18 protein-coding genes are annotated in these 21,181 nt (G+C 62.2%); 11 read left to right on the plus strand and 7 right to left on the minus strand.

Features of this window, described 5'->3' with window-relative positions; genetic code table 11:
- Window positions 1–35 precede the first annotated feature (35 nt).
- From J1G37_RS19225 to J1G37_RS19240, 4 genes are all read left to right on the plus strand, one after another.
- Window positions 36–1,364 (plus strand): MFS transporter, encoded by a 1,329-nt coding sequence (locus J1G37_RS19225; protein ID WP_207044552.1) that lies wholly within the window; start codon window positions 36–38, stop codon window positions 1,362–1,364.
- 635 nt (window positions 1,365–1,999) lie between these two features.
- Window positions 2,000–2,728: a helix-turn-helix domain-containing protein gene (locus J1G37_RS19230; RefSeq protein ID WP_124528717.1), complete on the plus strand. Its 729-nt coding sequence runs from the start codon at window positions 2,000–2,002 to the stop codon at window positions 2,726–2,728.
- A 180-nt stretch (window positions 2,729–2,908) separates the two neighbouring features.
- Window positions 2,909–5,317, plus strand: a complete 2,409-nt coding sequence (locus J1G37_RS19235; protein WP_207044554.1) for a glucose/quinate/shikimate family membrane-bound PQQ-dependent dehydrogenase — start codon at window positions 2,909–2,911, stop codon at window positions 5,315–5,317.
- A 55-nt stretch (window positions 5,318–5,372) separates the two neighbouring features.
- Window positions 5,373–6,638, plus strand: coding sequence for a carbohydrate porin (locus tag J1G37_RS19240; RefSeq protein ID WP_207044556.1), 1,266 nt, complete (start codon window positions 5,373–5,375; stop codon window positions 6,636–6,638).
- Here the strand turns inward: J1G37_RS19240 and J1G37_RS19245 are convergent.
- Both J1G37_RS19245 and J1G37_RS19250 read right to left on the minus strand, forming a co-directional pair.
- Complete coding sequence (locus J1G37_RS19245) at window positions 6,635–7,333, minus strand: lysophospholipid acyltransferase family protein (RefSeq protein ID WP_207044559.1); 699 nt, start codon at window positions 7,331–7,333, stop codon at window positions 6,635–6,637. The two genes, J1G37_RS19240 and J1G37_RS19245, sit on opposite strands and share 4 nt — an antisense overlap.
- A 12-nt stretch (window positions 7,334–7,345) precedes the next feature.
- Complete coding sequence (locus tag J1G37_RS19250; protein WP_124528725.1) at window positions 7,346–7,930, minus strand: acyl-homoserine-lactone synthase; 585 nt, start codon at window positions 7,928–7,930, stop codon at window positions 7,346–7,348.
- A 175-nt stretch (window positions 7,931–8,105) separates the two neighbouring features.
- Between J1G37_RS19250 and J1G37_RS19255 the strand changes: the two genes are divergently transcribed.
- Window positions 8,106–8,819, plus strand: coding sequence for an autoinducer binding domain-containing protein (locus tag J1G37_RS19255; protein ID WP_207044561.1), 714 nt, complete (start codon window positions 8,106–8,108; stop codon window positions 8,817–8,819).
- Here the strand turns inward: J1G37_RS19255 and J1G37_RS19260 are convergent.
- Window positions 8,816–9,985 carry a XylR family transcriptional regulator gene (locus tag J1G37_RS19260; protein ID WP_207044562.1) on the minus strand — a complete coding sequence of 390 codons (1,170 nt, stop codon included), beginning with the start codon at window positions 9,983–9,985 and terminating at the stop codon, window positions 8,816–8,818. The genes J1G37_RS19255 and J1G37_RS19260 overlap by 4 nt on opposite strands.
- Window positions 9,986–10,124: 139 nt before the next feature.
- Between J1G37_RS19260 and xylA the strand changes: the two genes are divergently transcribed.
- The 4 genes from xylA to J1G37_RS19280 are packed head-to-tail and all read left to right on the plus strand — an operon-like array spanning window position 10,125 to window position 15,172.
- A complete protein-coding gene (gene xylA, locus J1G37_RS19265) occupies window positions 10,125–11,441 on the plus strand; it encodes a xylose isomerase (RefSeq protein ID WP_207044563.1) in 1,317 nt (438 codons plus the stop codon).
- A gap of 48 nt (window positions 11,442–11,489) precedes the next feature.
- Window positions 11,490–12,482, plus strand: a complete 993-nt coding sequence (gene xylF, locus J1G37_RS19270) for a D-xylose ABC transporter substrate-binding protein (protein ID WP_017739483.1) — start codon at window positions 11,490–11,492, stop codon at window positions 12,480–12,482.
- Window positions 12,479–14,035, plus strand: coding sequence for a D-xylose ABC transporter ATP-binding protein (xylG, locus tag J1G37_RS19275; RefSeq protein ID WP_207044564.1), 1,557 nt, complete (start codon window positions 12,479–12,481; stop codon window positions 14,033–14,035). The genes xylF and xylG overlap by 4 nt, the downstream gene beginning before the upstream one ends.
- Window positions 14,036–15,172 carry a sugar ABC transporter permease gene (locus tag J1G37_RS19280; RefSeq protein ID WP_124528737.1) on the plus strand — a complete coding sequence of 379 codons (1,137 nt, stop codon included), beginning with the start codon at window positions 14,036–14,038 and terminating at the stop codon, window positions 15,170–15,172.
- A gap of 5 nt (window positions 15,173–15,177) precedes the next feature.
- Here the strand turns inward: J1G37_RS19280 and soxR are convergent, their stop codons facing one another.
- The gene (gene soxR / locus J1G37_RS19285) at window positions 15,178–15,630 is read right to left on the minus strand and encodes a redox-sensitive transcriptional activator SoxR (protein ID WP_124528739.1); all 453 of its coding nucleotides are present in this window, start codon (window positions 15,628–15,630) and stop codon (window positions 15,178–15,180) included.
- A gap of 88 nt (window positions 15,631–15,718) precedes the next feature.
- Between soxR and J1G37_RS19290 the strand changes: the two genes are divergently transcribed.
- On the plus strand, window positions 15,719–17,134 hold the full coding sequence (locus tag J1G37_RS19290) for an MFS transporter (protein ID WP_207044566.1): 1,416 nt from the start codon (window positions 15,719–15,721) through the stop codon (window positions 17,132–17,134).
- A 143-nt stretch (window positions 17,135–17,277) separates the two neighbouring features.
- On the opposite strand, the gene J1G37_RS19295 is transcribed toward J1G37_RS19290, so the two are convergent.
- From J1G37_RS19295 to J1G37_RS19305, 3 genes are all read right to left on the minus strand, one after another.
- A complete protein-coding gene (locus J1G37_RS19295; RefSeq protein ID WP_242551650.1) occupies window positions 17,278–17,610 on the minus strand; it encodes a hypothetical protein in 333 nt (110 codons plus the stop codon).
- Window positions 17,611–17,661: 51 nt separating this feature from the next.
- Entirely contained in the window at window positions 17,662–18,396 is a 735-nt protein-coding gene (locus tag J1G37_RS19300; RefSeq protein ID WP_207044568.1) for a hypothetical protein, read from the minus strand.
- Window positions 18,397–18,632: 236 nt separating this feature from the next.
- Window positions 18,633–20,132, minus strand: coding sequence for a CoA-acylating methylmalonate-semialdehyde dehydrogenase (locus tag J1G37_RS19305; RefSeq protein ID WP_207044571.1), 1,500 nt, complete (start codon window positions 20,130–20,132; stop codon window positions 18,633–18,635).
- 109 nt (window positions 20,133–20,241) lie between these two features.
- On the opposite strand from J1G37_RS19305, the gene J1G37_RS19310 reads away from it, so the two are divergent.
- On the plus strand, window positions 20,242–21,180 hold the full coding sequence (locus J1G37_RS19310) for a LysR family transcriptional regulator (protein ID WP_207044573.1): 939 nt from the start codon (window positions 20,242–20,244) through the stop codon (window positions 21,178–21,180).
- Window position 21,181: the final 1 nt, after the last annotated feature.

Genomic DNA, 21,181 nt, shown 5'->3' on the forward strand with positions numbered 1-21,181 from the left:
ACGCTTCTCCAAAAAAAACAAAACGGGAGAGAGTCATGTCCATCAGTTCTACCGACATCAGCGCCATCGAGCGCTCAACCATGCGCAAGGTGGCGTGGCGGCTATTGCCGTTCCTGATCCTCTGCTACCTGCTGGCGATCATCGATCGCGGCAATATCGGCATGGCTTCGTTGCAGATGAACCAGGACCTGGGCCTGACCCCGGCGATCTTCGGTTTTGCCAGCAGCCTGTTTTTTGTCTCCTACTTCCTCGTGGAAGTGCCGAGCAACCTGGCCCTGCAACGCTTCGGCGCGCGGGTGTGGATTGCGCGGATCATGATCACCTGGGGCCTGATCTCCGCCGGCACCGCGTTTGTCACCGGCGCCAACTCGCTGTACGTGATGCGCTTTCTGCTGGGCGCGGCTGAGGCCGGCTTCTTCCCCGGCGTGCTGCTTTACCTCACGTACTGGCTGCCGGCGGCCTACCGTGGGCGCATGGTCGCGATCTTCATGGTGGCGATTCCCGGCGCCAACTTCATCGGCTCGCCACTGTCCGGCCTGCTGCTGAGCATGGACGGCTGGTTCGGCATGCGCGGCTGGCACTGGCTGTTCATCATCGAAGGGATTCCCGCCGTACTGCTGGGCATCGCCTGCCTGTTCGTGCTGACTGACCGCCCCGAACAAGCCAAATGGCTGAGCCACGAACAACGCCACTGGCTCACCAGCCGCCTCGACGAAGAGCGCAGCCGCAAGACAGCCATCGGGCACATCTCACTGTGGAAATTGCTGCGCCATAAACACATCTGGGTGCTCGCACTGATCTACTCCGGCGCCTCGGCGGCGGGCAGCACCATGAGCGTGTGGGCCCCGCAACTGCTCAAGACCTTTGGCCTGAGCAACCTGGAAATCGGCATGGTCAACGCCATTCCTTACGGGCTGGCGTCGATCCTGATGATCCTGTGGGGCCGCAGCTCCGACAAGACCGGCGAACGCCGCTGGCACACCGCGACCACCTTGCTGCTGATCACCGCAGGTTTGCTGCTGGCGCTGGTGACTTCTTCGTTGGTAGCGACGGTGTTCATGTTGTCGATGGTGCTGATCGGCGCGTACTCCATGAAAGGGCCGTTCTGGGCGCTGGTGTCGACCTGGCTCTCCTCCTCCACCGCGGCCGCTGGCTTGGCCGCCGTGGGCGCGATGGCCAACCTGATTGGTGGTGGGATCATGGTCAATGTGTACGGGACCATTCATCACGCCACCGGCAGTTATGCGCTGGCATTGCTGCCACTGGCGGCGCTGTGTGCGGCGGGGGCGGTGATGGTGTTGTTGATGGGGCGCAAGCAGATGAAGGAAACCGTGGAGTTCAACAAGGCTGCCAACGCCAGCTGACTGTGGGAGCTGGCTTGCCTGCGATGCAGGCACCTCGGTACATCAGGCACACCCAGTTGATGCCATCGCAGGCAAGCCAGCTCCCACAGGGAAGCGCTCTTGATCTACACCACTCAGGTCGGCTGTCAGGCCGCCGTGCTCTTGCTTTTGATCTTGATCTTGATCTTGATCTTAGGCGCCCCGTTAAACACGCTGGCCGGAATTCGACATGGATTTGGGGGGTAAACCGGCAGGGATGCCGGTTTAGCCGCCCCGCGCCATGGATGGCGCGTGGCGGCGGCCCCCCAAATCCATGTCGGATTACGGGCACACCGAGCCTAGGCGAGGTGCCGAGTGTTGGGGCAAGAGCCCTTTGCTTACCTTGGGGCTTTTCCAAAGTGAGCCGCCGTAAGGGCGGAACCCTAAGTCGCCGTTACCTAAATAACGGATATGTACACCGCCAAGCCGCCATCGCAGGCAAGCCAGCTCCCACCTCAAAGCGATGTGTAGCCAACAAAAACTCAGTCGCCTGACAGGCCGCCTTCGCGAGCAAGCCCGCTCCCACAATGGGATCGCGCAGTCACCGAGAACACCCAAGATTGCCCCCACCCGCCAATACCAGTATTTTGCAGCCTACCCCCAACAAGGAGCACCCCATGGTAAAAACCCGCCCACGCCCCGCAGTCACCGGGGTGGCTTCGGCCGATCGGGTGCTCACCGTGCTCACCGCCTTCAAGATGGGCGACACCGCCCTGGAACTGGCCGAGTTGGCCGCACGCACCGGGCTGGTCAAAAGCACCATCATGCGCCTGATGGTATCCCTGGAAGACCACGGCCTGATCACCCGCCTGGCGGACGGTCGTTATCAACTGGCCACCGAAATCATGCGCCTGAACACCGTCTACCAGGACGGCCTCGACCTTGAACGCCACATCACCCCGCTGCTGCACCGCCTGACCCAGGAAACCGGCGAAACCGCCTCCTTCTATGTACGCCACGGCGCCTATCGCATGTGCCTGTACCGCGTAAACTCGCCCCACCACCTGCGCCTGCACCTGCAACCGGGGGACACCCGCCCCATGGACGGCGCCGCCGGGGCCGAAGCGTTGCGCACGCCGTATTCGCTGGCCGCGAAGATGATCAAGCCGATCTTCTCCCACGGCGCCACCGACCCCCACGCCGCGTCCATGGCCCTGCCGATCTTCGGCCCCGGCGAAAACCTCATCGGCGCCCTGGTGCTGTCCGGCCCCGCCAGCCGCCTGACCGCCGAGCAAGCGCAGACCCTGCACCCGCTGTTCCAGCAAGCCGCCGTCGAGCTAACCCGCAGCCTGGGTGGCGATGCCCTCGCCGATGACGCCGCCCCACACGGCAAAAAATCCGTCTAGAGTCTTTAGCAGACGCGTGCAGCAGGTGGGTGCGATGCACATCGCACCCTGGGCGACATTTGGCCACACCGCATCATCGCAGCAACTGTAATAGTCTATTGCAGGACTCCAATGTACTAACTAGTTACTTATCTTGCTAAAATCGCGTCTTTGCCCTCTCACCTTCGAGCATTTATCGATATGAAACGAGCATCGCGCGCCGCTGGCGTCCCTAGATTTATCCTGCTGGGCCTGGGCGTGATCATCGCCCTGCTCGGCGTGGCGCTGGCCGTTGGCGGCGTCAAACTGGCCAGCCTCGGTGGCTCGCTGTACTTCCTGATCGGCGGCCTGGCCATGGCCCTTTCCGGCCTGCTGATCGCCTGCCGCAAGCCGGCCGGTGCGTGGTTGTTCGCCGCCTTCCTGGTCGGCACGGCCATTTGGGCCGTCGCGGATGTGGGCCTGGTGTTCTGGCCGCTGTTCTCGCGGGTGTTCATGTTCGCGGCCATCGGCATGGTGGTGGCCCTGGTCTACCCTTGGCTGGTCGGCCGCCCGGCACGCGCCGCCTATGGCGTGGCCGGCGTGCTGGCCGTCGGCGTGGTGGTCGCGGCGGGCAATATGTTTGTCGCCCACCCAAGCGTGTCGCCCACCGGTGCCGGCCCTGGCATCACCCCGGTAAACCCGGCCGATGCACAGAAAGACTGGGCGCACTACGGCAACACCGAAGGTGGCAGCCGCTTCGCCGCGCTGGACCAGATCAACCGCGACACCGTTAACAAGCTGAAAGTGGCGTGGACCTACCACACCGGTGACGTCGCCATCAGCGACGGCAACGGCGCCGAAGACCAGCTGACGCCCTTGCAGATCGGCAACAAGGTGTTCATCTGCACCCCGCACAACAACCTGATCGCCCTCGACGCCGACACCGGCAAAGAGCTGTGGAAGAACGAAGTCAACGCCAAGTCGGCGGTGTGGCAGCGTTGCCGGGGCATGGCCTACTTCGACGCCACCGCGCCGATTGCCCAGCCGAGCCAGCCAAACAGCTCGCCGATCATTGCCGCCAGCGTTCCCGCCGGTGCGCAGTGCCAGCGTCGCCTGCTGACCAACACCATCGATGCGCGCCTGATCGCCGTAGACGCCGATACCGGCAAGTTCTGCGAAGACTTCGGCACCCACGGCCAAGTGGATTTGAAAGCCGGCCTGGGTAACGTCCCGGACAGCTACTACCAACTGTCCTCTGCCCCGCTGATCGCCGGCACCACCGTGGTTGTTGGCGGCCGCGTTGCCGACAACGTGCAGACCGACATGCCAGGCGGCGTGATCCGTGGCTTCGACGTGATCACCGGGCACATGCGCTGGGCCTTCGACCCGGGCAACCCGGAAGACAAAAACGCCCCGGCCGACGGCAGCACCTATGTGCGCAGCACGCCGAACAGCTGGGCGCCGATGTCCTACGATCCGCTGATGAACACCCTGTTCCTGCCGATGGGCAGCTCGTCCACCGACATCTACGGGGTTGAGCGCACACAGTTGAACCACAAATACGGCGCCTCGGTGCTGGCGCTGGACGCCTCCACCGGCGCGGAAAAGTGGGTGTACCAGACCGTCCACAATGACCTCTGGGACTTCGACCTGCCGATGCAGCCAAGCCTGATCGACTTCACCGCGCCGGGCACCGACAAAGCCGTGCCTGCGGTGGTGATCGGCACCAAGGCCGGGCAGATCTACGTGCTCGACCGCGCCACCGGCAAGCCGCTGACCGACGTGCAGGAAGTGCCGGTCAAGGCCGCCAACATCCCCAACGAACCGTACTCGCCCACCCAGCCGAAATCCCTCGGCATGCCGCAGATCGGCGCGCAAACCCTGACCGAATCGGACATGTGGGGCGCCACACCGTACGACCAGCTGCTGTGCCGCATCGACTTCAAGGGTATGCGCTACGACGGCCTGTACACCGCGCCGGGCACCGATAAATCCCTGAGCTTCCCGGGTTCCCTGGGCGGCATGAACTGGGGCAGCATTTCCACCGACCCGGTGCATGGCTTTATCTTCGTCAACGACATGCGCCTGGGCCTGTGGATCCAGATGGTGCCGTCGCAGAACAAGGCGCAGTCCTCGTCCGGTGGCGAAGCGCTGAACACCGGCATGGGCGCCGTACCGCTCAAGGGCACGCCGTATGCGGTGAACAAAAACCGCTTCCTCTCGGTGGCCGGCATTCCGTGCCAGGCGCCGCCGTTCGGCACCCTGACCGCCATCGACATGAAGACACAGAAAGTCGCCTGGCAAGTGCCGGTGGGCACCGTTGAAGACACCGGCCCACTGGGGATCCGCATGCACCTGCCGATCAAGATCGGCCTGCCGACCCTCGGCGGCACGCTGTCCACCCAGGGCGGCCTGATCTTTATCGCCGGCACCCAGGACTTCTACCTGCGCGCCTTCAACAGCGGCAATGGTGATGAAGTCTGGAAAGCCCGCCTGCCCGTGGGCAGCCAGGGTGGGCCGATGACCTACGTGTCGCCGAAAACCGGCAAGCAGTATGTAGTCATCACCGCTGGCGGCGCACGCCAGTCCACTGACCGTGGCGACTACGTGATCGCCTACGCCCTGCCTTAACCCCTCGATCAAGCGCGGTGCCCCCGCACCGCGCTTTCTGTCTGGAAGAACCCGCATGCCCCCCACTTCTCACATCCCCTTCGGGCGCCTGTTGCTGGGCGTTGCCCTGAGTGCCGCCCTGCCCGTGCAAGCCGATGACAGCACCTTGACCGGCGACTGGGGCGGCCTGCGCCGCGAACTGGAAGACACCGGTATCCGCTTCACCGGCGATTACAGCGGCGAGACCGCCTACAACGCCCACGGCGGCCAACACCGCTCGGCGCGCTACTCGCAAAACCTCAAGCTTGGTGTGCAGTTCGACCTGGGCAAGCTCTACGGTTTCAACAATGGCGACCGCATCCAGCTCACCATCAACGACCGGCGCGGCAACAGCGCCTCCGAAGACCTGGTGGGCAACCGCCTGCCGATCCAGGAAAACTATGGCGGCCTGTACACCCGCCTCACCGAGCTGAGCTACGAGCGCACCCTGTTTACCCCGGCGCTGAACGTCAAGCTGGGTTACATGGCCATGGGCAACGACCTTGGCGGCCTCGACAGCGGCATCCTGTGCAACTTCATGAACGCCGGTTTCTGCGGCCACCCGTTGAACATGTCCGGTGGCAGCGGCTGGACCAACTACCCGAATGCGCGCCTCGGTGCGCGGGTCAAATACGACTTCGCGCCCAACTGGCAGTTGCGCGTGGCGGCGTTCAACGTCGACCCGGAAAGCAACGGCAATTCCAGCCGTGCCTGGCATTTGACCCCCAAGCACACCACCGGCACCGTGGTGCCCATCGAGTTGGTGTACAAACAGGCGGGCCGCCTGCCGGGTGAATACAAGCTGGGCTATTACTACGACAGCTCCGACGTCAAACGCATCGGCAGCAGCCAGGAAGTCAGCGGTCGCAGCGGGCATTACCTGCTGATCGACCAAGCCGTGTGGGCGTCGGATTCATCCGCGGGCCGCGTGCTGCACGCCTTCGGCCAATACTCGGCAGCCAGCACCGCCGCCTCGCCGTTCACCAAGTGGTACGGCACGGGCGTGGTGCTGTACAAACCGTTCGACGGCCGCCCGCGTGACACCGTCGCCCTCGGTTATGGCCGTGCCGTGCCGAACCCGCGCAGCCGCGATGTGCAGGAGCTGGCGGCGTTCAATGCCGGCACCGACTACCCCAACCTGAACAACGCCGAGCAGTTGATCGAACTCAGCTACGGCTACCAGGCCACGCCCTGGCTGACCTTGCGCCCGGATGTGCAATACATCATCGAGCCGGGGGCGTTTTCCGGGGACAACATCGACAACGCGCTTGTGCTGGGCCTGCAGGTCAAGGCGACGTTCTAAACCACCGGCAGCGCATTATTGATAATCTCGCGCGCGTAGTTCGCCAGTTGCTTGGCGTTCATCGCCGCGACCTCATCCGCCTCGATGGGCGGATGGGCGATGATGCTGACATCCGTCCTGCGCCACGCGTTGTAAGCGATATGGTTGACCGCTGGGCTGATCGTCACCGGGACGATCCCCACCCCCATCTCCTTGGCCAGCCGAAAGGCGCCGCTCTTGAACGCAAGCATCTTCTCACCATGGGTGCGTGTGCCTTCCGGGAAGATCCACAACGATGTGTTGTCGGCCACCACCCGCCTGGCGAGCTTGCGCAAACCTTCGATAGACGCCCTCGGGCTGCTGCGATCGATGAACAGGCTGCCGGTCAACCAGTACAACTGCCCTACCAGCGGCAACCATTTGAGTGAGTGCTTGGCGACAATCACCGTGCCGGGGTTGAGCGCTTGCGCCACGATCAGCACGTCATGGTTGCATTGGTGGTTGGCCACATAAATATAGGGCTGGGTCGTGGGCACTCGGTCAAAGCCATGCACATCGACACGCACCGCGCAGAGGCGATTGATCAGCGCGTAGACTCGACAGGCCACGTACAGGTTTCGGTTCTTCGAGGGGTTGATCAACATGTAGAGGCATAAAAACGGAAAGCTCAACACGATCAATAGCAGTACCAACAAGCCTCTGGCCAACGCAATCATAAATAACCCGCTTCAGGCCGCCAGGCACAAGGCGCGGGTGGTGGTGTCGTCGATGTCGATCCAGAAGGGCACGATGCGTTGGTTGTCGATGAGGTGCGGCGCCGAGATACGGCGCGTGGTGACGCCCATCCGCTTGAGCAGCCGCTCGTTGCCCACCGCGCTGAACGCAATCAGGCGAAAGGCGCCCTTGGAGCGCGCCACATCAATCACTTCGCGAACCAGCTTCACCGTGTTCTGCCACGATTGCTCGGCGCTCAACACCTGCCCCTTGGGCTGGCTGATGGCGAACCGCGACAACTCCCAAATATCCGCAGAGAACGGCGGCGGGCTTTCCCCCATCAGATGCGGAAACACTTCGCCCAGCAGATACGGGCCATTGGTGGGCAGCAACCGGGCGCAGCCGAAGATCTCGCGATCACGGTCGCAGGCCAATACATAGACGGTATCCGGGCGATCAAACGCATCCAGCTCAAGCCCCTCTTCGCACGGCAAAGGCCAGCCCAGGGTTTTGACAAAGACCTCATACCGATACTTTGCCAGGGCACTTGCCATGCCCGGCAATAGTTCACCGCCTGTCCCCGTTACTGCCGTAAGCATGCCAACCACCCAGCCAATACAATCAGCCGAGTACAGCAAACCGATGATTGTGTGAGTAGCTGCCCGAATGGGCAGGTGGACTAAATCCAGACGCTATGCATCCACCGCCCGGAACAGCCTGTATAATTCGGCTCCGCCCTGCAATCACGGGCGTTGAGCACGGAAGGTATTCCTGGTGAATGACTGGCGCGAAACGTTAGTCGAGGCAGTTTCGGGCTGCACGACCGAACATGAACTGTTCAATAGAATTAATACGATAACGTCCCACTTGGGCTTCGAATTCTGCTCTTACGGATTAAGAATTCCGTTACCGTTAAATGCCCCCCACTTTGTGTTGCTGTCGAACTATCCGACCTCCTGGGAAAACAAATACGTCAGCGAGAACTATTTCTCCCAAGACCCTACCGTCGAGCATGGCCTGACCCGCTCCATTCCCCTGCATTGGTCCGCCGCGCAACAGCACAAACAATTGGCCTTCTGGGAGGAAGCCCGGCACTACCAACTGAACCACGGCTGGTGCCTGTCTTCACAGCGCGGGCCCAACGCGATTGGCCTGCTTTCGGTGTCCCGCTCCAATGAATATATTTCTGCACTGGAGCTGGAAAGCGTCGAAAACAAGCTGATCTGGCTGACGCAGTTGGCGCATGAGTCCATGACGCGGTTTTTCTCCGACAAGTACCTGCCTGAAATCGACCAGGCGCTGACCGTGCGAGAAAAAGAGACCCTGCGCTGGACGGCGCTGGGCAAGACCTATTTCGAGATCGGCATGATCCTGACCATCGACATCCGCACGGTGAAGTTTCATCTGGTCAACGCCATGCGCAAACTGCAGGCCAGCAACAAGGCCGAAGCGGCCGTCAAAGCGGCCCTGCTGGGGCTGCTTTTTTAACCCTGGCGGTACTCCCCTGGCGTACACCCAAACTCGCGACGAAACACCGTGTGCAGGTATTGCGCCGACTTGAAGCCGCAGCTCGCCGCGATGTCGGCAATCGCCAGTGCGCGGTTCTGCAGGCCTTTGGCGGCTGCGGCGAGTTTGAAACGCAAGATCTCGTCATGCACGCTGCAACCGCGCACCAGGCGAAAGTGCGACTCCAGGGACGAGCGCGAGATGCCCACATACGCCGCCACCTGGGCAGTCTTGATGCCCTGGCAGGCGTACTGACGGATAAACAGCAGCGCCTGCATCACGTAGGGATCGCCCAAGGGTTGATGCAGGCTGGAGGCTTGCACGTTGATCGCATCCGGCGGCACCAGGATCTGCTCCCCCGCGCAGGGCTTGCCGTGCAGCATCTGGTGCAGCAGCGCGGCGGCGGTGCGGCCCATGGTCTCGGTGCCCTGGATCACCGAACTCAGCGGTACCCGTGTGAGCGTGCGGGTCAGCGGGTCGTTGTCGATGCCGATCAGCGCCACCTCTTCCGGCACCGCAATGCCGGCGGTGAGGCAGGCTTGCAGCAACTGCCGGGCGCGGGCGTCGGTGACGGCGATGATGCCGATGGGTTTGGGCAGGCTTTGCAGCCAGGCGATCTGTTGCTCGACGGCGCTGTCCCACAGCGGCGCGCTGGTGCCCAGGCCGCGATAGACCTCGACGTGCAAGCCATCGCGTTGCAACAGGCGGCGGAAGGCTTTCTCGCGCTCCTGGGCCCAGCGGTTGGCCTGGGCCTCGGGCAGGCTGAAACAGGCAAAGCGCGTAAGCCCCGCTTCGATCAAGTGCTCGTAGGCCAGCTTCATCAAGGCATGGTTATCGGTGGCCACATAGGGAATGCCCTGCGGATAGGCCCGCGCATCCGCGTAAGAACCACCCACCGCCACCACCGGCACCTTGATCCCGGCCAACGCTTCGCCGATCAGCGGGTCATCGAAGTCGGCAATGATGCCGTCGCCCTGCCAGCGCTCGATGCCTTTGAGGCGGCACAGGAAGTCTTCTTCAAGGAACAAGTCCCAGGACGCGCGGGTGCTGCTCAGGTAATTGCCGATGCCGGCGATGATGCCGCGGTCGTAGATCTTGCTGCCGTTGAACAGCAAGGCAATGCGGTGCACGGGCGGTAGGGTTTTCATTGTTTTTATCCTGGGGCCGGTCGCCACAGACTAGCCCTCGCCACGCAAAATCGCACCACCCGTTGGTGATTTTCATAATCGCCGGGGCCAACGCCGTTGCTAGTATCGAGCCACCGCCAAGAACAATAAGGAAAACGCCATGCCGTACTTCCCCGGTGTCGAGAAGGTCCGCTTCGAAGGCCCCAACAGCGACGCTCCCCTCGCCTTTCGTCACTACGACGCGAATAAGCTGATCCTCGGCAAACCCATGCGCGAACACCTGCGCATGGCGGCCTGTTATTGGCACACGTTTGTGTGGCCGGGGGCGGACATGTTTGGTGTCGGCACCTTCAAGCGCCCGTGGCAGCGCAGCGGCGACCCAATGGAAGTGGCCATCGGCAAGGCCGAGGCGGCGTTTGAGTTTTTCTCCAAACTGGGCATCGACTATTACAGTTTTCACGATACCGATGTGGCCCCTGAAGGCAGCTCGCTGAAGGAATACCGCAACCACTTCGCGCAGATGGTCGACCACCTGGAACGCCATCAGGAACAGACCGGCATCCAGCTGCTGTGGGGCACCGCCAATTGCTTCAGCAACCCGCGCTTTGCCGCCGGCGCCGCCAGCAACCCGGACCCGGAAGTGTTCGCCGTTGCCGCCGCCCAGGTGTACAGCGCGATGAATGCGACGCTGCGGCTCAAGGGTGCCAACTATGTGCTGTGGGGCGGTCGCGAAGGCTACGAAACCCTGCTCAACACCGACCTCAAGCGCGAGCGCGAACAGCTCGGGCGCTTTATGCGCATGGTGGTGGAGCACAAGCACAAGATCGGCTTCAAGGGCGACCTGCTGATCGAGCCCAAGCCCCAGGAGCCGACCAAGCACCAATACGATTACGACAGCGCCACGGTATTCGGCTTCCTGCACGAGTACGGGCTGGAGCAGGAGATCAAGGTCAACATCGAGGCCAACCATGCGACGTTGGCCGGGCATAGTTTCCACCACGAGATCGCCACGGCGGTGTCCCTCGGGATCTTCGGCAGCATCGACGCCAACCGTGGCGACCCGCAGAACGGCTGGGACACCGACCAGTTCCCCAACAGCGTCGAAGAGATGACCCTGGCCACCTATGAAATCCTCAAGGCTGGCGGGTTCAAGAATGGCGGCTATAACTTTGATTCCAAGGTACGCCGCCAGAGCCTGGATGAAGTGGACCTGTTCCACGGGCATGTGGCGGCCATGGATGTCCTGGCGCTGGCCCTGGAACGCGCGGCGGCGATGGTGCAGAACGATCGCTTGCAACAGTTCAAGGACCAGCGGTATGCCGGTTGGCAGCAGCCGTTGGGCCAGGCTGTGCTGGCCGGCGAGTTCAGCCTGGAGTCGCTGGCCCTGCATGCGTTTGCCCATGAGTTGAACCCCCAAGCCGTAAGCGGCAGACAGGAGATGCTTGAAGGCATCGTCAATCGCTTTATCTATCGCTGACCGTGTTTGTTTTGAGTCTTCCAACAACAATAAAAGGACGCACAAACCATGAAACGCACACTGATCGCCACCGCCCTGGCCCTGCTCGCCCTGCCGGTGATGGCTGACCCGGCGCACCCGAAGATCGGCTTTTCCATCGATGACCTGCGCCTGGAACGCTGGTCCCGCGACCGCGATTACTTCGTCGCCGCCGCCGAAAAACTCGATGCCAAGGTCTTCGTGCAGTCGGCCGATGCCAACGAGCAAAAACAGATCTCGCAGATCGAAAACCTCATCTCCCGTGGCGTCGATGTGATCGTCATCGTGCCGTTCAACGCCACCGTATTGACCAACGCCGTCGCCGAAGCGAAGAAGGCCGGGATCAAGGTGGTGTCCTATGACCGCCTGATTCTCAATGCCGACATCGACGCCTATATCTCCTTCGATAACGAAAAAGTCGGCGAGATGCAGGCCAGCGGCGTGTTGCAAGCGGCGCCCAAGGGCAACTACTTCCTGCTCGGCGGCGCGCCCACCGACAACAACGCCAAGGTGCTGCGCGAAGGCCAGATGAAAGTGCTGCAACCGGCCATCGACAAGGGCGATATCAAGGTGGTGGGCCAGCAATGGGTCAAGGAATGGAACCCCACCGAAGCCCTGAGCATCGTGGAGAACGCGCTCACGCGAAACGACAACAAGATCGACGCCATCGTCGCCTCCAACGACGCCACCGCCGGCGGTGCGATCCAGGCCCTGGCCGCGCAGAAACTGGCGGGCAAGGTGCCAATCTCCGGCCAGGACGCCGACCTCGCCGCGATCAAGCGCGTGATCGACGGCACGCAGACCATGACCGTGTACAAGCCGCTCAAGCTGATCGCTACCGAAGCGGCCAAGCTTTCGGTGCAACTGGCGCGCAGTGAGAAACCGGCCTACAGCTCGCAATACGACAACGGCAGCAAAAAAGTCGACACCATCCTGCTCACTCCCACCCCACTGACCAAGGCCAATATCGACCTGCTGGAAAAGGACGGGTTCTACACCAAAGAGCAGATCGCCGGGCAATGACCGCCATGGCCGACTACTTGCTGCAAATGCACGGCATCGTCAAAACCTTTGGCGGTGTCAACGCCCTCAACGGCATCGACCTCAAGGTGCGGCCGGGGGAATGCATCGGCCTGTGCGGCGAGAACGGCGCCGGCAAATCCACCTTGATGAAGGTGCTGTCGGCGGTGTATCCCCACGGCACCTGGGACGGCGAAATCCTCTGGGACGGGCAACCCCTCAGAGCGCAGTCCATCAGCGAAACCGAGGCCGCGGGCATCGTGATCATCCACCAGGAACTGACCCTGGTGCCCGACCTCTCGGTGGCCGAAAACATCTTCATGGGCCACGAGCTGACCTTGCCGGGTGGGCGCATGAACTACCCGGCGATGTTCCACCGCGCCGAAGCCCTGATGCGCGAGCTCAAGGTGCCGGACATCAACGTCGCGCTGCCGGTGTCGCAGTACGGTGGCGGCTACCAGCAACTGGTGGAAATCGCCAAGGCCCTCAACAAACAGGCGCGCCTGTTGATCCTCGACGAGCCCTCCTCGGCCCTGACCCGCTCGGAAATCGAAGTGCTGCTGGACATCATCCGCAGCCTCAAGGCCAAGGGCGTGGCGTGCGTGTACATCTCCCACAAACTCGATGAAGTGGCGGCGGTGTGCGACACCATCGCGGTGATCCGCGACGGCAAGCACATCGCGACCACGGCCATGGCCGACATGGACATTGCGCAGATCATCACGCAGATGGTCGGCCGCGAGATGAGCAACCTCTACCCCACCGAGCCGCACGCTGTCGGCGAGGTGATTTTCGAGGCGCGCAACGTCACCTGCTATGACGTGGACAACCCCAAGCGCAAGCGCGTCGACGACATTTCCTTTGCCCTCAAGCGCGGGGAAATCCTCGGCATCGCCGGGCTGGTGGGCGCCGGGCGCACGGAACTGGTGTCGGCACTGTTCGGCGCCTACCCCGGGCGCTACAGCTGCGATGTGTGGCTGGACGGCCAGGTGATCGACACGCGCACGCCGCTCAAGGCGATCCGCGCCGGGCTGTGCATGGTGCCCGAAGACCGCAAGCGTCAAGGCATCATCCCCGACCTTGGCGTGGGCCAGAACATCACCCTGGCGGTGCTCGACACCTACGCCCACCTGACGCGCATCGATGCCGAAGCCGAGCTGGGCAGCATCGACCAGCAGATCGCGCGCATGCACCTGAAGACCTCCAGCCCGTTGCTGCCGATCACCAGCCTGTCCGGTGGCAACCAGCAAAAGGCCGTGCTGGCGAAGATGCTGATGGCCAAGCCACGGGTGCTGATCCTCGACGAACCCACCCGCGGCGTGGACGTGGGCGCCAAGTATGAGATCTACAAACTGATGGGCGCGCTGGCAGCCGCAGGCGTGGCGATCATCATGGTTTCGTCGGAACTGGCCGAGGTGCTGGGGGTGTCGGACCGTGTGCTGGTGATCGGCGAGGGCCAACTGCGCGGCGACTTCATCAACGCCGGGCTCACCCAGGAACAGGTGCTCGCCGCCGCGCTCAGCCACAACAATAATAATGATCGGAAGACCGCGTAGATGAATCAGGTCAAACAACTGTTCAGCCGCTACAAAATGCTCGCCCTGGTGATTGCCGTGGCGGTGATCTGGGTGTTTTTCAGCTGGCAGACCGAGGGCGGGTTCCTCACGCCGCGCAACCTGTCCAACCTGCTGCGGCAGATGTCGATCACCGGGATTCTGGCGTGCGGCATGGTGCTGGTGATTATCAGCGGTGAGATCGACTTGTCGGTGGGCTCATTGCTCGGGTTGCTGGGCGGGTTGGCGGCGATCCTGGATGTGGTGTATCACGTGCCGTTGTTGGCCAACCTGAGTCTGGTGGCGCTGTGTGGGCTGATGATTGGCTTAGCCAATGGGTATATGACGGCCTATCTGCGCATCCCGTCGTTTATCGTCGGTTTGGGCGGGATGCTGGCGTTTCGCGGGATTCTGCTGGGGATCACCGGGGGCACGACCATTGCGCCGGTGTCGCCGTCGCTGGTGTATGTGGGCCAGGGCTATTTGCCGCATTCGGTGGGCATTGGGCTGGGCGTCTTGTTGTTTGCGCTGACGCTCTTTTTGACCTGGAAACAACGACGCAATCGCGCATTGCACGGTCTGGCAGCGCACTCGCTGGCGCGGGATCTGCTGCGCGTCGCGGTGATCGGTGCCGTGCTCGCCGGGTTCGTCACCACCCTCAACAGCTACGACGGCATTCCCGTGCCGGTGCTGTTGTTGCTGGTGTTGCTCGGGGTGTTCAGCTACGTCACCAGCCAGACCGTGTTTGGCCGCCGCGTGTATGCGGTGGGCAGCAACATGGAAGCCACGCGGCTGTCGGGTATCAACGTGCAGGCGGTGAAGTTGTGGATCTTCGGCATCATGGGCGTGATGTGCGCCCTCGCTGGGCTGGTCAACACCGCGCGCCTGGCGGCGGGTTCGCCGTCGGCGGGGAACATGGGCGAACTGGACGCCATCGCCGCGTGTTTTATCGGCGGCACCTCCATGCGCGGCGGCTCGGGCACGGTGTATGGCGCGTTGCTGGGGGCGTTGGTGATTACCAGCCTGGACAATGGCATGTCGATGCTGGACGTGGACAGTTACTGGCAGATGATCGTCAAGGGCAGCATTCTGGTGTTGGCGGTGTGGGTGGATGTGAGTACGCGCACCGGACGACGCTGAGGGTTTTATTGCCCCAATAATACCGCCCCGTCGCCCTCCTGCCCCAACCGATCCCCCGGATTGCGCAGCGGGCAGTCGGCCAGGGACAGGCACCCGCAGCCGATGCACCCGTCGAGCTGGTCGCGCAGTTGCGTGAGGCTGTTGATTCGCTCATTCAACATGTCTCGCCAGCGCGTCGAGAGCTGCGTCCAGTCCTTGGCCGTCAGCGGTCGCCCTGATGGCAGTTCTTCCAGTGCGGCCTTGATGGTTGCCAATGGAATCCCCGCGCGCTGCGCCACCTTGATCACCGCAATGCGGCGCAGCACGTCACGGTGGTAGCGCCGCTGATTGCCTGGGCTACGTTGGCCGTGGATCAAACCCTTGGCTTCGTAGAAATGCACCGTCGCCACGGTCACCCCGCTACGCCGCGCCACTTCGCCGACCCCGAGGGGGATGTGCACATCGATTTTCGCTGCCATAGCCGCCTTGACCTCATCTATACATGAGGTCTTATAAGGAGTGTCGGCTTGTCCTGGCAAGCCTTCATTCCTTTGACATGGAGTCTCCATGAACACAGCGCAAACCTCTCCCTCCAACTGGGCTGCCTTGCTGTCCGGTGCAAACGGCGTACGCTCACTGGCCCTGGCAGGCGGCGTGGTGCTGCATGCGATCAACGTCTACATCGCCACCACGATTCTGCCGTCCGTGGTCGAGGACATCGGCGGCATCGACTATTACGCCTGGAACACCACGCTGTTTGTCGCCGCCTCGATCCTCGGTTCGGCGTTGTCTGCACGCTTGCTTGGCCGCCTCGGGCCGCGCGGGGCTTACCTGGCTGCCAGCCTGGTGTTCGCCGGCGGCGCGTTGGCCTGTGCGTTTGCGCCTTCCATGCCGGTGATGCTGGTGGGACGGCTGGTTCAGGGCCTGGGCGGTGGGTTCTTGTTCGCGCTGTCCTACGCGATGATTCGCCTGGTATTCGATGAACGATTGTGGCCACGGGCAATGGCGCTGGTCTCCGGGATGTGGGGTGTCGCAACGCTGGTCGGACCAGCGGTGGGCGGCGTGTTTGCCGAACTGGGCCTCTGGCGGGCGGCGTTCTGGTCCTTGATTCCAGTGGCCGGGGTGTTCGCGGTGCTGGCCGCCGCCGTACTGCCTGGGCGCAGTACAGACCGCGTTGAGCCCACACCGTTGCCGATCACGCAGTTGTGGTTGCTGACAGCGGCGGTACTGTCGGTGTCGGCCGGCAGCGTCTCTTCCACCCTGCCCCTGAACCTGCTGGGACTCGCTGCGGCCGCCCTGTTCACTGGGCTGCTGATCATCACGGAAAGCCGCGCCCGCCATCGACTGTTGCCCGCTGGAGCCTTTCGGCTGACCACTGCACTTGGCGCGCTGTACGCCACGATGGCGTTGTTGGCCGTCGCCGTCACCAGTGGCGAAATCTTTGTGCCGCTGTTTCTTCAAGTCCTGCACCACCAGTCGCCACTGCTGGCCGGTTATCTTGCCGCACTGATGGCGGCCGGCTGGACGCTGGGGTCAATCGCCAGCGCAGGCATCACAGGCGCGAATGTTCGCCGGGCGATCCTGGCCGGGCCGATCCTGGGTGTTGTAGGCATGCTGGCGCTGGCGCTGCTCATGCCTGGCGAAAGCCATGGCGATGCGCAGACGCTTGTGCCGATCTGCGTGGCCCTTGTCCTGATCGGCCTGGGGGTGGGCCTGGCATGGCCGCACTTGTTGACCCGGGTGTTCCAAGTAGCACCCGCCGGCGAACAGGACCTGGCCTCGGCGTCCATTACCACGGTGCAACTGTTCGCCACCGCGTTTGGTGCGGCACTGGCGGGCATGGTCGCGAACATCGCGGGGCTCACTGAACCCGGCGGAATCGAAGGCACGGCAAGCGCTGCGGTGTGGTTGTTTGGGGTGTTTGCGCTGGCACCGGTGGTGGGTGTGCTGATTGCCAGGCGGGTGGTTCGACTGATCGGTTAGTCGCTGCTGATTCTTGTGTGGGAGCTGGCTTGCCTGCGATAGCGGTGCATCAGTACCAAACAGGCCGGCTGACACGCCCTCATCGCGGGCAAGCCCGCTCCCACAGTTTGACCGCGTACAGGCTTTGGTTATTTGGGGAACGATCAAAAAACGTAACAGCTGCTACGGTCTTCATTCTCATAGCGCCACGACTGGATAATACCCTCACCGGACACGAGCACGGAGTATCGACAGTCGCGGATCCAGGTCACGAAGTAGCGCTGGCTGTCGCCCTCCTTCACAACCTGGTCATAGACCTTGTTCTTGTTGACCGGTGACCAATAGGAATCGCCACAGCCGCGACTGCAGTCGTCATAGAGATGGGCATCGAAGCGCGTGCCGACGAACGCGTTCATACCGCTCGTCCATACCGAGTAAGACGGCGCACAACCGGCCAGCAACGTGCCCAACAAGGCGATACCCATGATTGCTTTCAAAGCGTTCTCCAATGAACGGGGGCAGGGATCCATTCCATGCCGGGAAGTCATTTATCGTGACGCAGGGCTGGTTTCATCTTCTTTATAAGCCGAAATCAGCATGTAGAGGGCGACCAACAAGTAAACCAGCGTCAGGACGGCCAACCAGAAAACGCCGTATCGGGCCATATGCGCGTCGAGGCCAATGACATCCTCAGAGACTCGAACCTGTGCCACGCCATCGCTGTAGCCGATGTGTACGTCCTTGTCCCTGAGCGATTCCAGATCACCCTGGAAATAAATCCACAGCGTGTAGACGCCGTTTTGCACAATCGACGGGATCTCCACGCTGCTCATCAAGTCCGGCTTGAGGGTATCGATGCGGGAATCGTCCCTGATCTGGACGATGCCTTTGGCAGGCAGCTTGATGTGGACTTCCTTGATGACCTTGCTGCCGGTGTTCTTCAGCGTGATCAACAACCTGACGGGGTAGTTGTCGGGCCCTCGTTCAAACGGCGCGTCGATTAGAGCCAGATAAGGTGCCTGGCTGAGGTCAACGATCTTATTGATCTGTTCGTGGCTGAGCGCACCGTTGCCGGCATTCTTGATGTCGTCATATAGACGCGTGTACTTGAGGTGTTCAGAAATCGCCCCCAAGCGCTCAGTGAATAGACGTGGCGCACTTTCGTACTGATAGGAAAGATCGGCTTCGAGTTTGTTGTCGTCCTTGAAAACCATATACATGCTCAGGATTGACAGCAGTGCCCCCGGCAAGGCCAGCAATACTCCGAATTTTACCCAGCTCAACGTGGCATTTCCCTATTGATTGATTTGACTGTGGTCGCTCGCTGGGTGAGCGTGCCAAGTTCCTTCAAGTAGGGCAAGCGCCGCGCGCCTGGCGCAGGGGCATCTGCTGGCGACGGGTAAAAAAATGTGGGAGCGGGCTTGCCCGCGATTGCGGTGTATCAGAACCAAAAAGGTTGACTGACACTCCGCTATCGCGGGCAAGCCCGCTCCCACATTGGTTCTTCTACAACCTGGGGTTATTTGGAGACCGGCATAGCGAATTCGGCGCCTTGCTCGATGCTCTCCGACCAGCGCTGCATGATCGACTTCTGCTTGGTGTAGAAGCGCACACCCTCAGTGCCGTAGGCATGCATGTCGCCAAACAGGCTCTTCTTCCAGCCACCGAAGCCATGCCACGCCATCGGCACCGGAATCGGCACGTTGATGCCGACCATACCCACCTGGATACGCCGCGCAAACTCGCGGGCGATGTTGCCGTCGCGAGTAAAGCAGCTGACGCCGTTGCCGAACTCGTGATCATTGACCAGCTTCACGGCTTCGCCGAAGTCGCTGACGCGCACGCAGGCCAGCACCGGGCCGAAGATTTCTTCGCGGTAGATGCTCATTTCCCGGGTCACGTGGTCGAACAGCGTCGCGCCCAGCCAGAAGCCATTTTCCAGGCCGGCTTCGGTCGGCACGTAGTCACGCCCGTCGAGCAGCAGTTGGGCGCCGGCCTGCACGCCTTGTTCGATGTAGCCGCTGATGCGTTCCAGGGCCGCGCGGGACACAATCGGGCCCATCTCGGCTTTCAAATCGCGGCCGTCGGTGATGCGCAGTTGCTTGGCGCGCTCGGTCAGGGCGGCGATGACTTTGTCACCCACATCCCCCACCAGCACCGCCACGGAGATGGCCATGCAGCGTTCGCCAGCACTGCCGTAGGCCGCGCCCATCAGCGCATCCACGGTTTTTTCGATATCGGCGTCGGGCATCACCACCATGTGGTTTTTCGCCCCGCCCAGGCCTTGCACGCGCTTGCCGTGGCGGGCGCCGGTTTCGTAGATGTATTGGGCAATCGGCGTGGAACCGACAAAGCTCACGGCCTTGACGTCCGGGTGTTCGATCAGGGCATCTACCGATTCCTTGTCACCCTGCACCACGTTGAACACGCCTTTGGGCAGGCCGGCTTCACGCAGCAGTTCGGCCATGAACAACGAGGCGCTTGGATCTGTCGGGCTTGGCTTGAGGATGAAGGTGTTGCCCGCCGCGATGGCAATCGGGTACATCCACATCGGTACCATCACCGGGAAGTTGAACGGCGTCACGCCCGCGACAACACCCAGCGGCTGGCGCAGGGTCCAGTTGTCCATGCCCCGGGAAACCTGGTCGGAATACTCACCTTTAAGCAGGTTGGGAATGCCGCAGGCGAATTCGAGGATGTCGATGCCACGGTCCACTTCGCCCTGGGCATCGGTAAACACCTTGCCATGCTCGGCCACGATGATGCGCGCGAGGTCGTCTTTGCGTGCACGCAGCAAGTGCAGGTATTCGAACAACACCCGCGCGCGGCGGATCGGCGGCGTATCGGCCCAACCGTCGAAGGCGGCTTGGGCAGCAGCGACCGCTTCGGCCACGGTCTGGCGGCTGGCCAGGGCGACGCGGCCGGTCTTTTCACCGGTGGCCGGGTTGAAGACGTCCTGATAACGATCATCGCGGGACACGCGCTGGTCGTTGATGTAGTGCTCGATTGTAGTTGTCATGGCAGTCGATCCCAGGTGGATAAGCGTTGGACACACGATAGGCTTTCGCTTTGTTCCAAACCAGAGCAGAATCCTGAACTTATTGTCCACCTATGCGAACAATCCAATCATGGAAAAGGCTGAGATCGAAGGGCTCTGGACCCACATCCATTGGCTGTCGGTGCTGGAAGAGCACGGCACCTACACCGCCGCCGCCGCGCGCTTGGGGGTGAGCAAGTCGGCGGTGAGCCAGCGCATTTCCGACCTGGAAAAGGCCACCGGTACAAGCCTCGTCACCCGCACGACACGCAGCGTGCGCTTGACCGATGCCGGGTTGTCGCTGACCCGCGAAGTGCGCAGCGCCTACGCGCAAATCGCCCGCAGCTTCTCGTCGGTACGCGACTCGGTCGGGGAAATTCGCGGGCTGGTACGGCTGACAGCACCAGTCGCATTTGCTCGTCAGCAACTGGTGCCGCATCTGTCGGAATTTTTGCAGCTGTACCCGCAGGTGCGCATCCAACTGGATGTGTCGGACGCCTTGAGTTCGCTGGCGGCCGAAGGCTACGACCTCGCGGTGCGCCACGGCTTCCAGGTGCCGGAAACCCATGTGGCCTGGAAATTGTGCGACACCGGCTCGGTGCTGGTCGCGACCCAGGATTACCTGCAACGTCACGGCTCACCCCGTGAGCCCGGCGATTTGTCCGCGCACAACTGCCTGTTCTATCCACGCGGCACCGACCAGCCCGCCTGGACCTTCGAACGCGGCAACAAACACGTCGAACGCCTCACCGTGCCCATCTCCGGCAGCTTCGCCACCAACAACAGCGAAGCCCTGCGCGATTCCGCCCTCAACCACCTGGGCATCGCCCTACTCCCGGACTTCAGCGCCCACGCCGCGCTGGCCAGCGGCAAATTGGTGCAGGTGCTCAAGGGCTGGACACTCAAGGGCGCGTTTGCCGATGAGATCTACCTGATCCGGCCGTATTCGCCCCATGTGCCGAAAGCGGTGAGTGCGTTGGTGGGGTTTCTCAAGGAGAAACTGGCGCAGGGGTTCAAATTTGTCGGGTGAA

The sequence above is a fragment of the Pseudomonas sp. Marseille-Q1929 genome, assembly GCF_017316265.1.
Taxonomy (GTDB): domain Bacteria; phylum Pseudomonadota; class Gammaproteobacteria; order Pseudomonadales; family Pseudomonadaceae; genus Aquipseudomonas.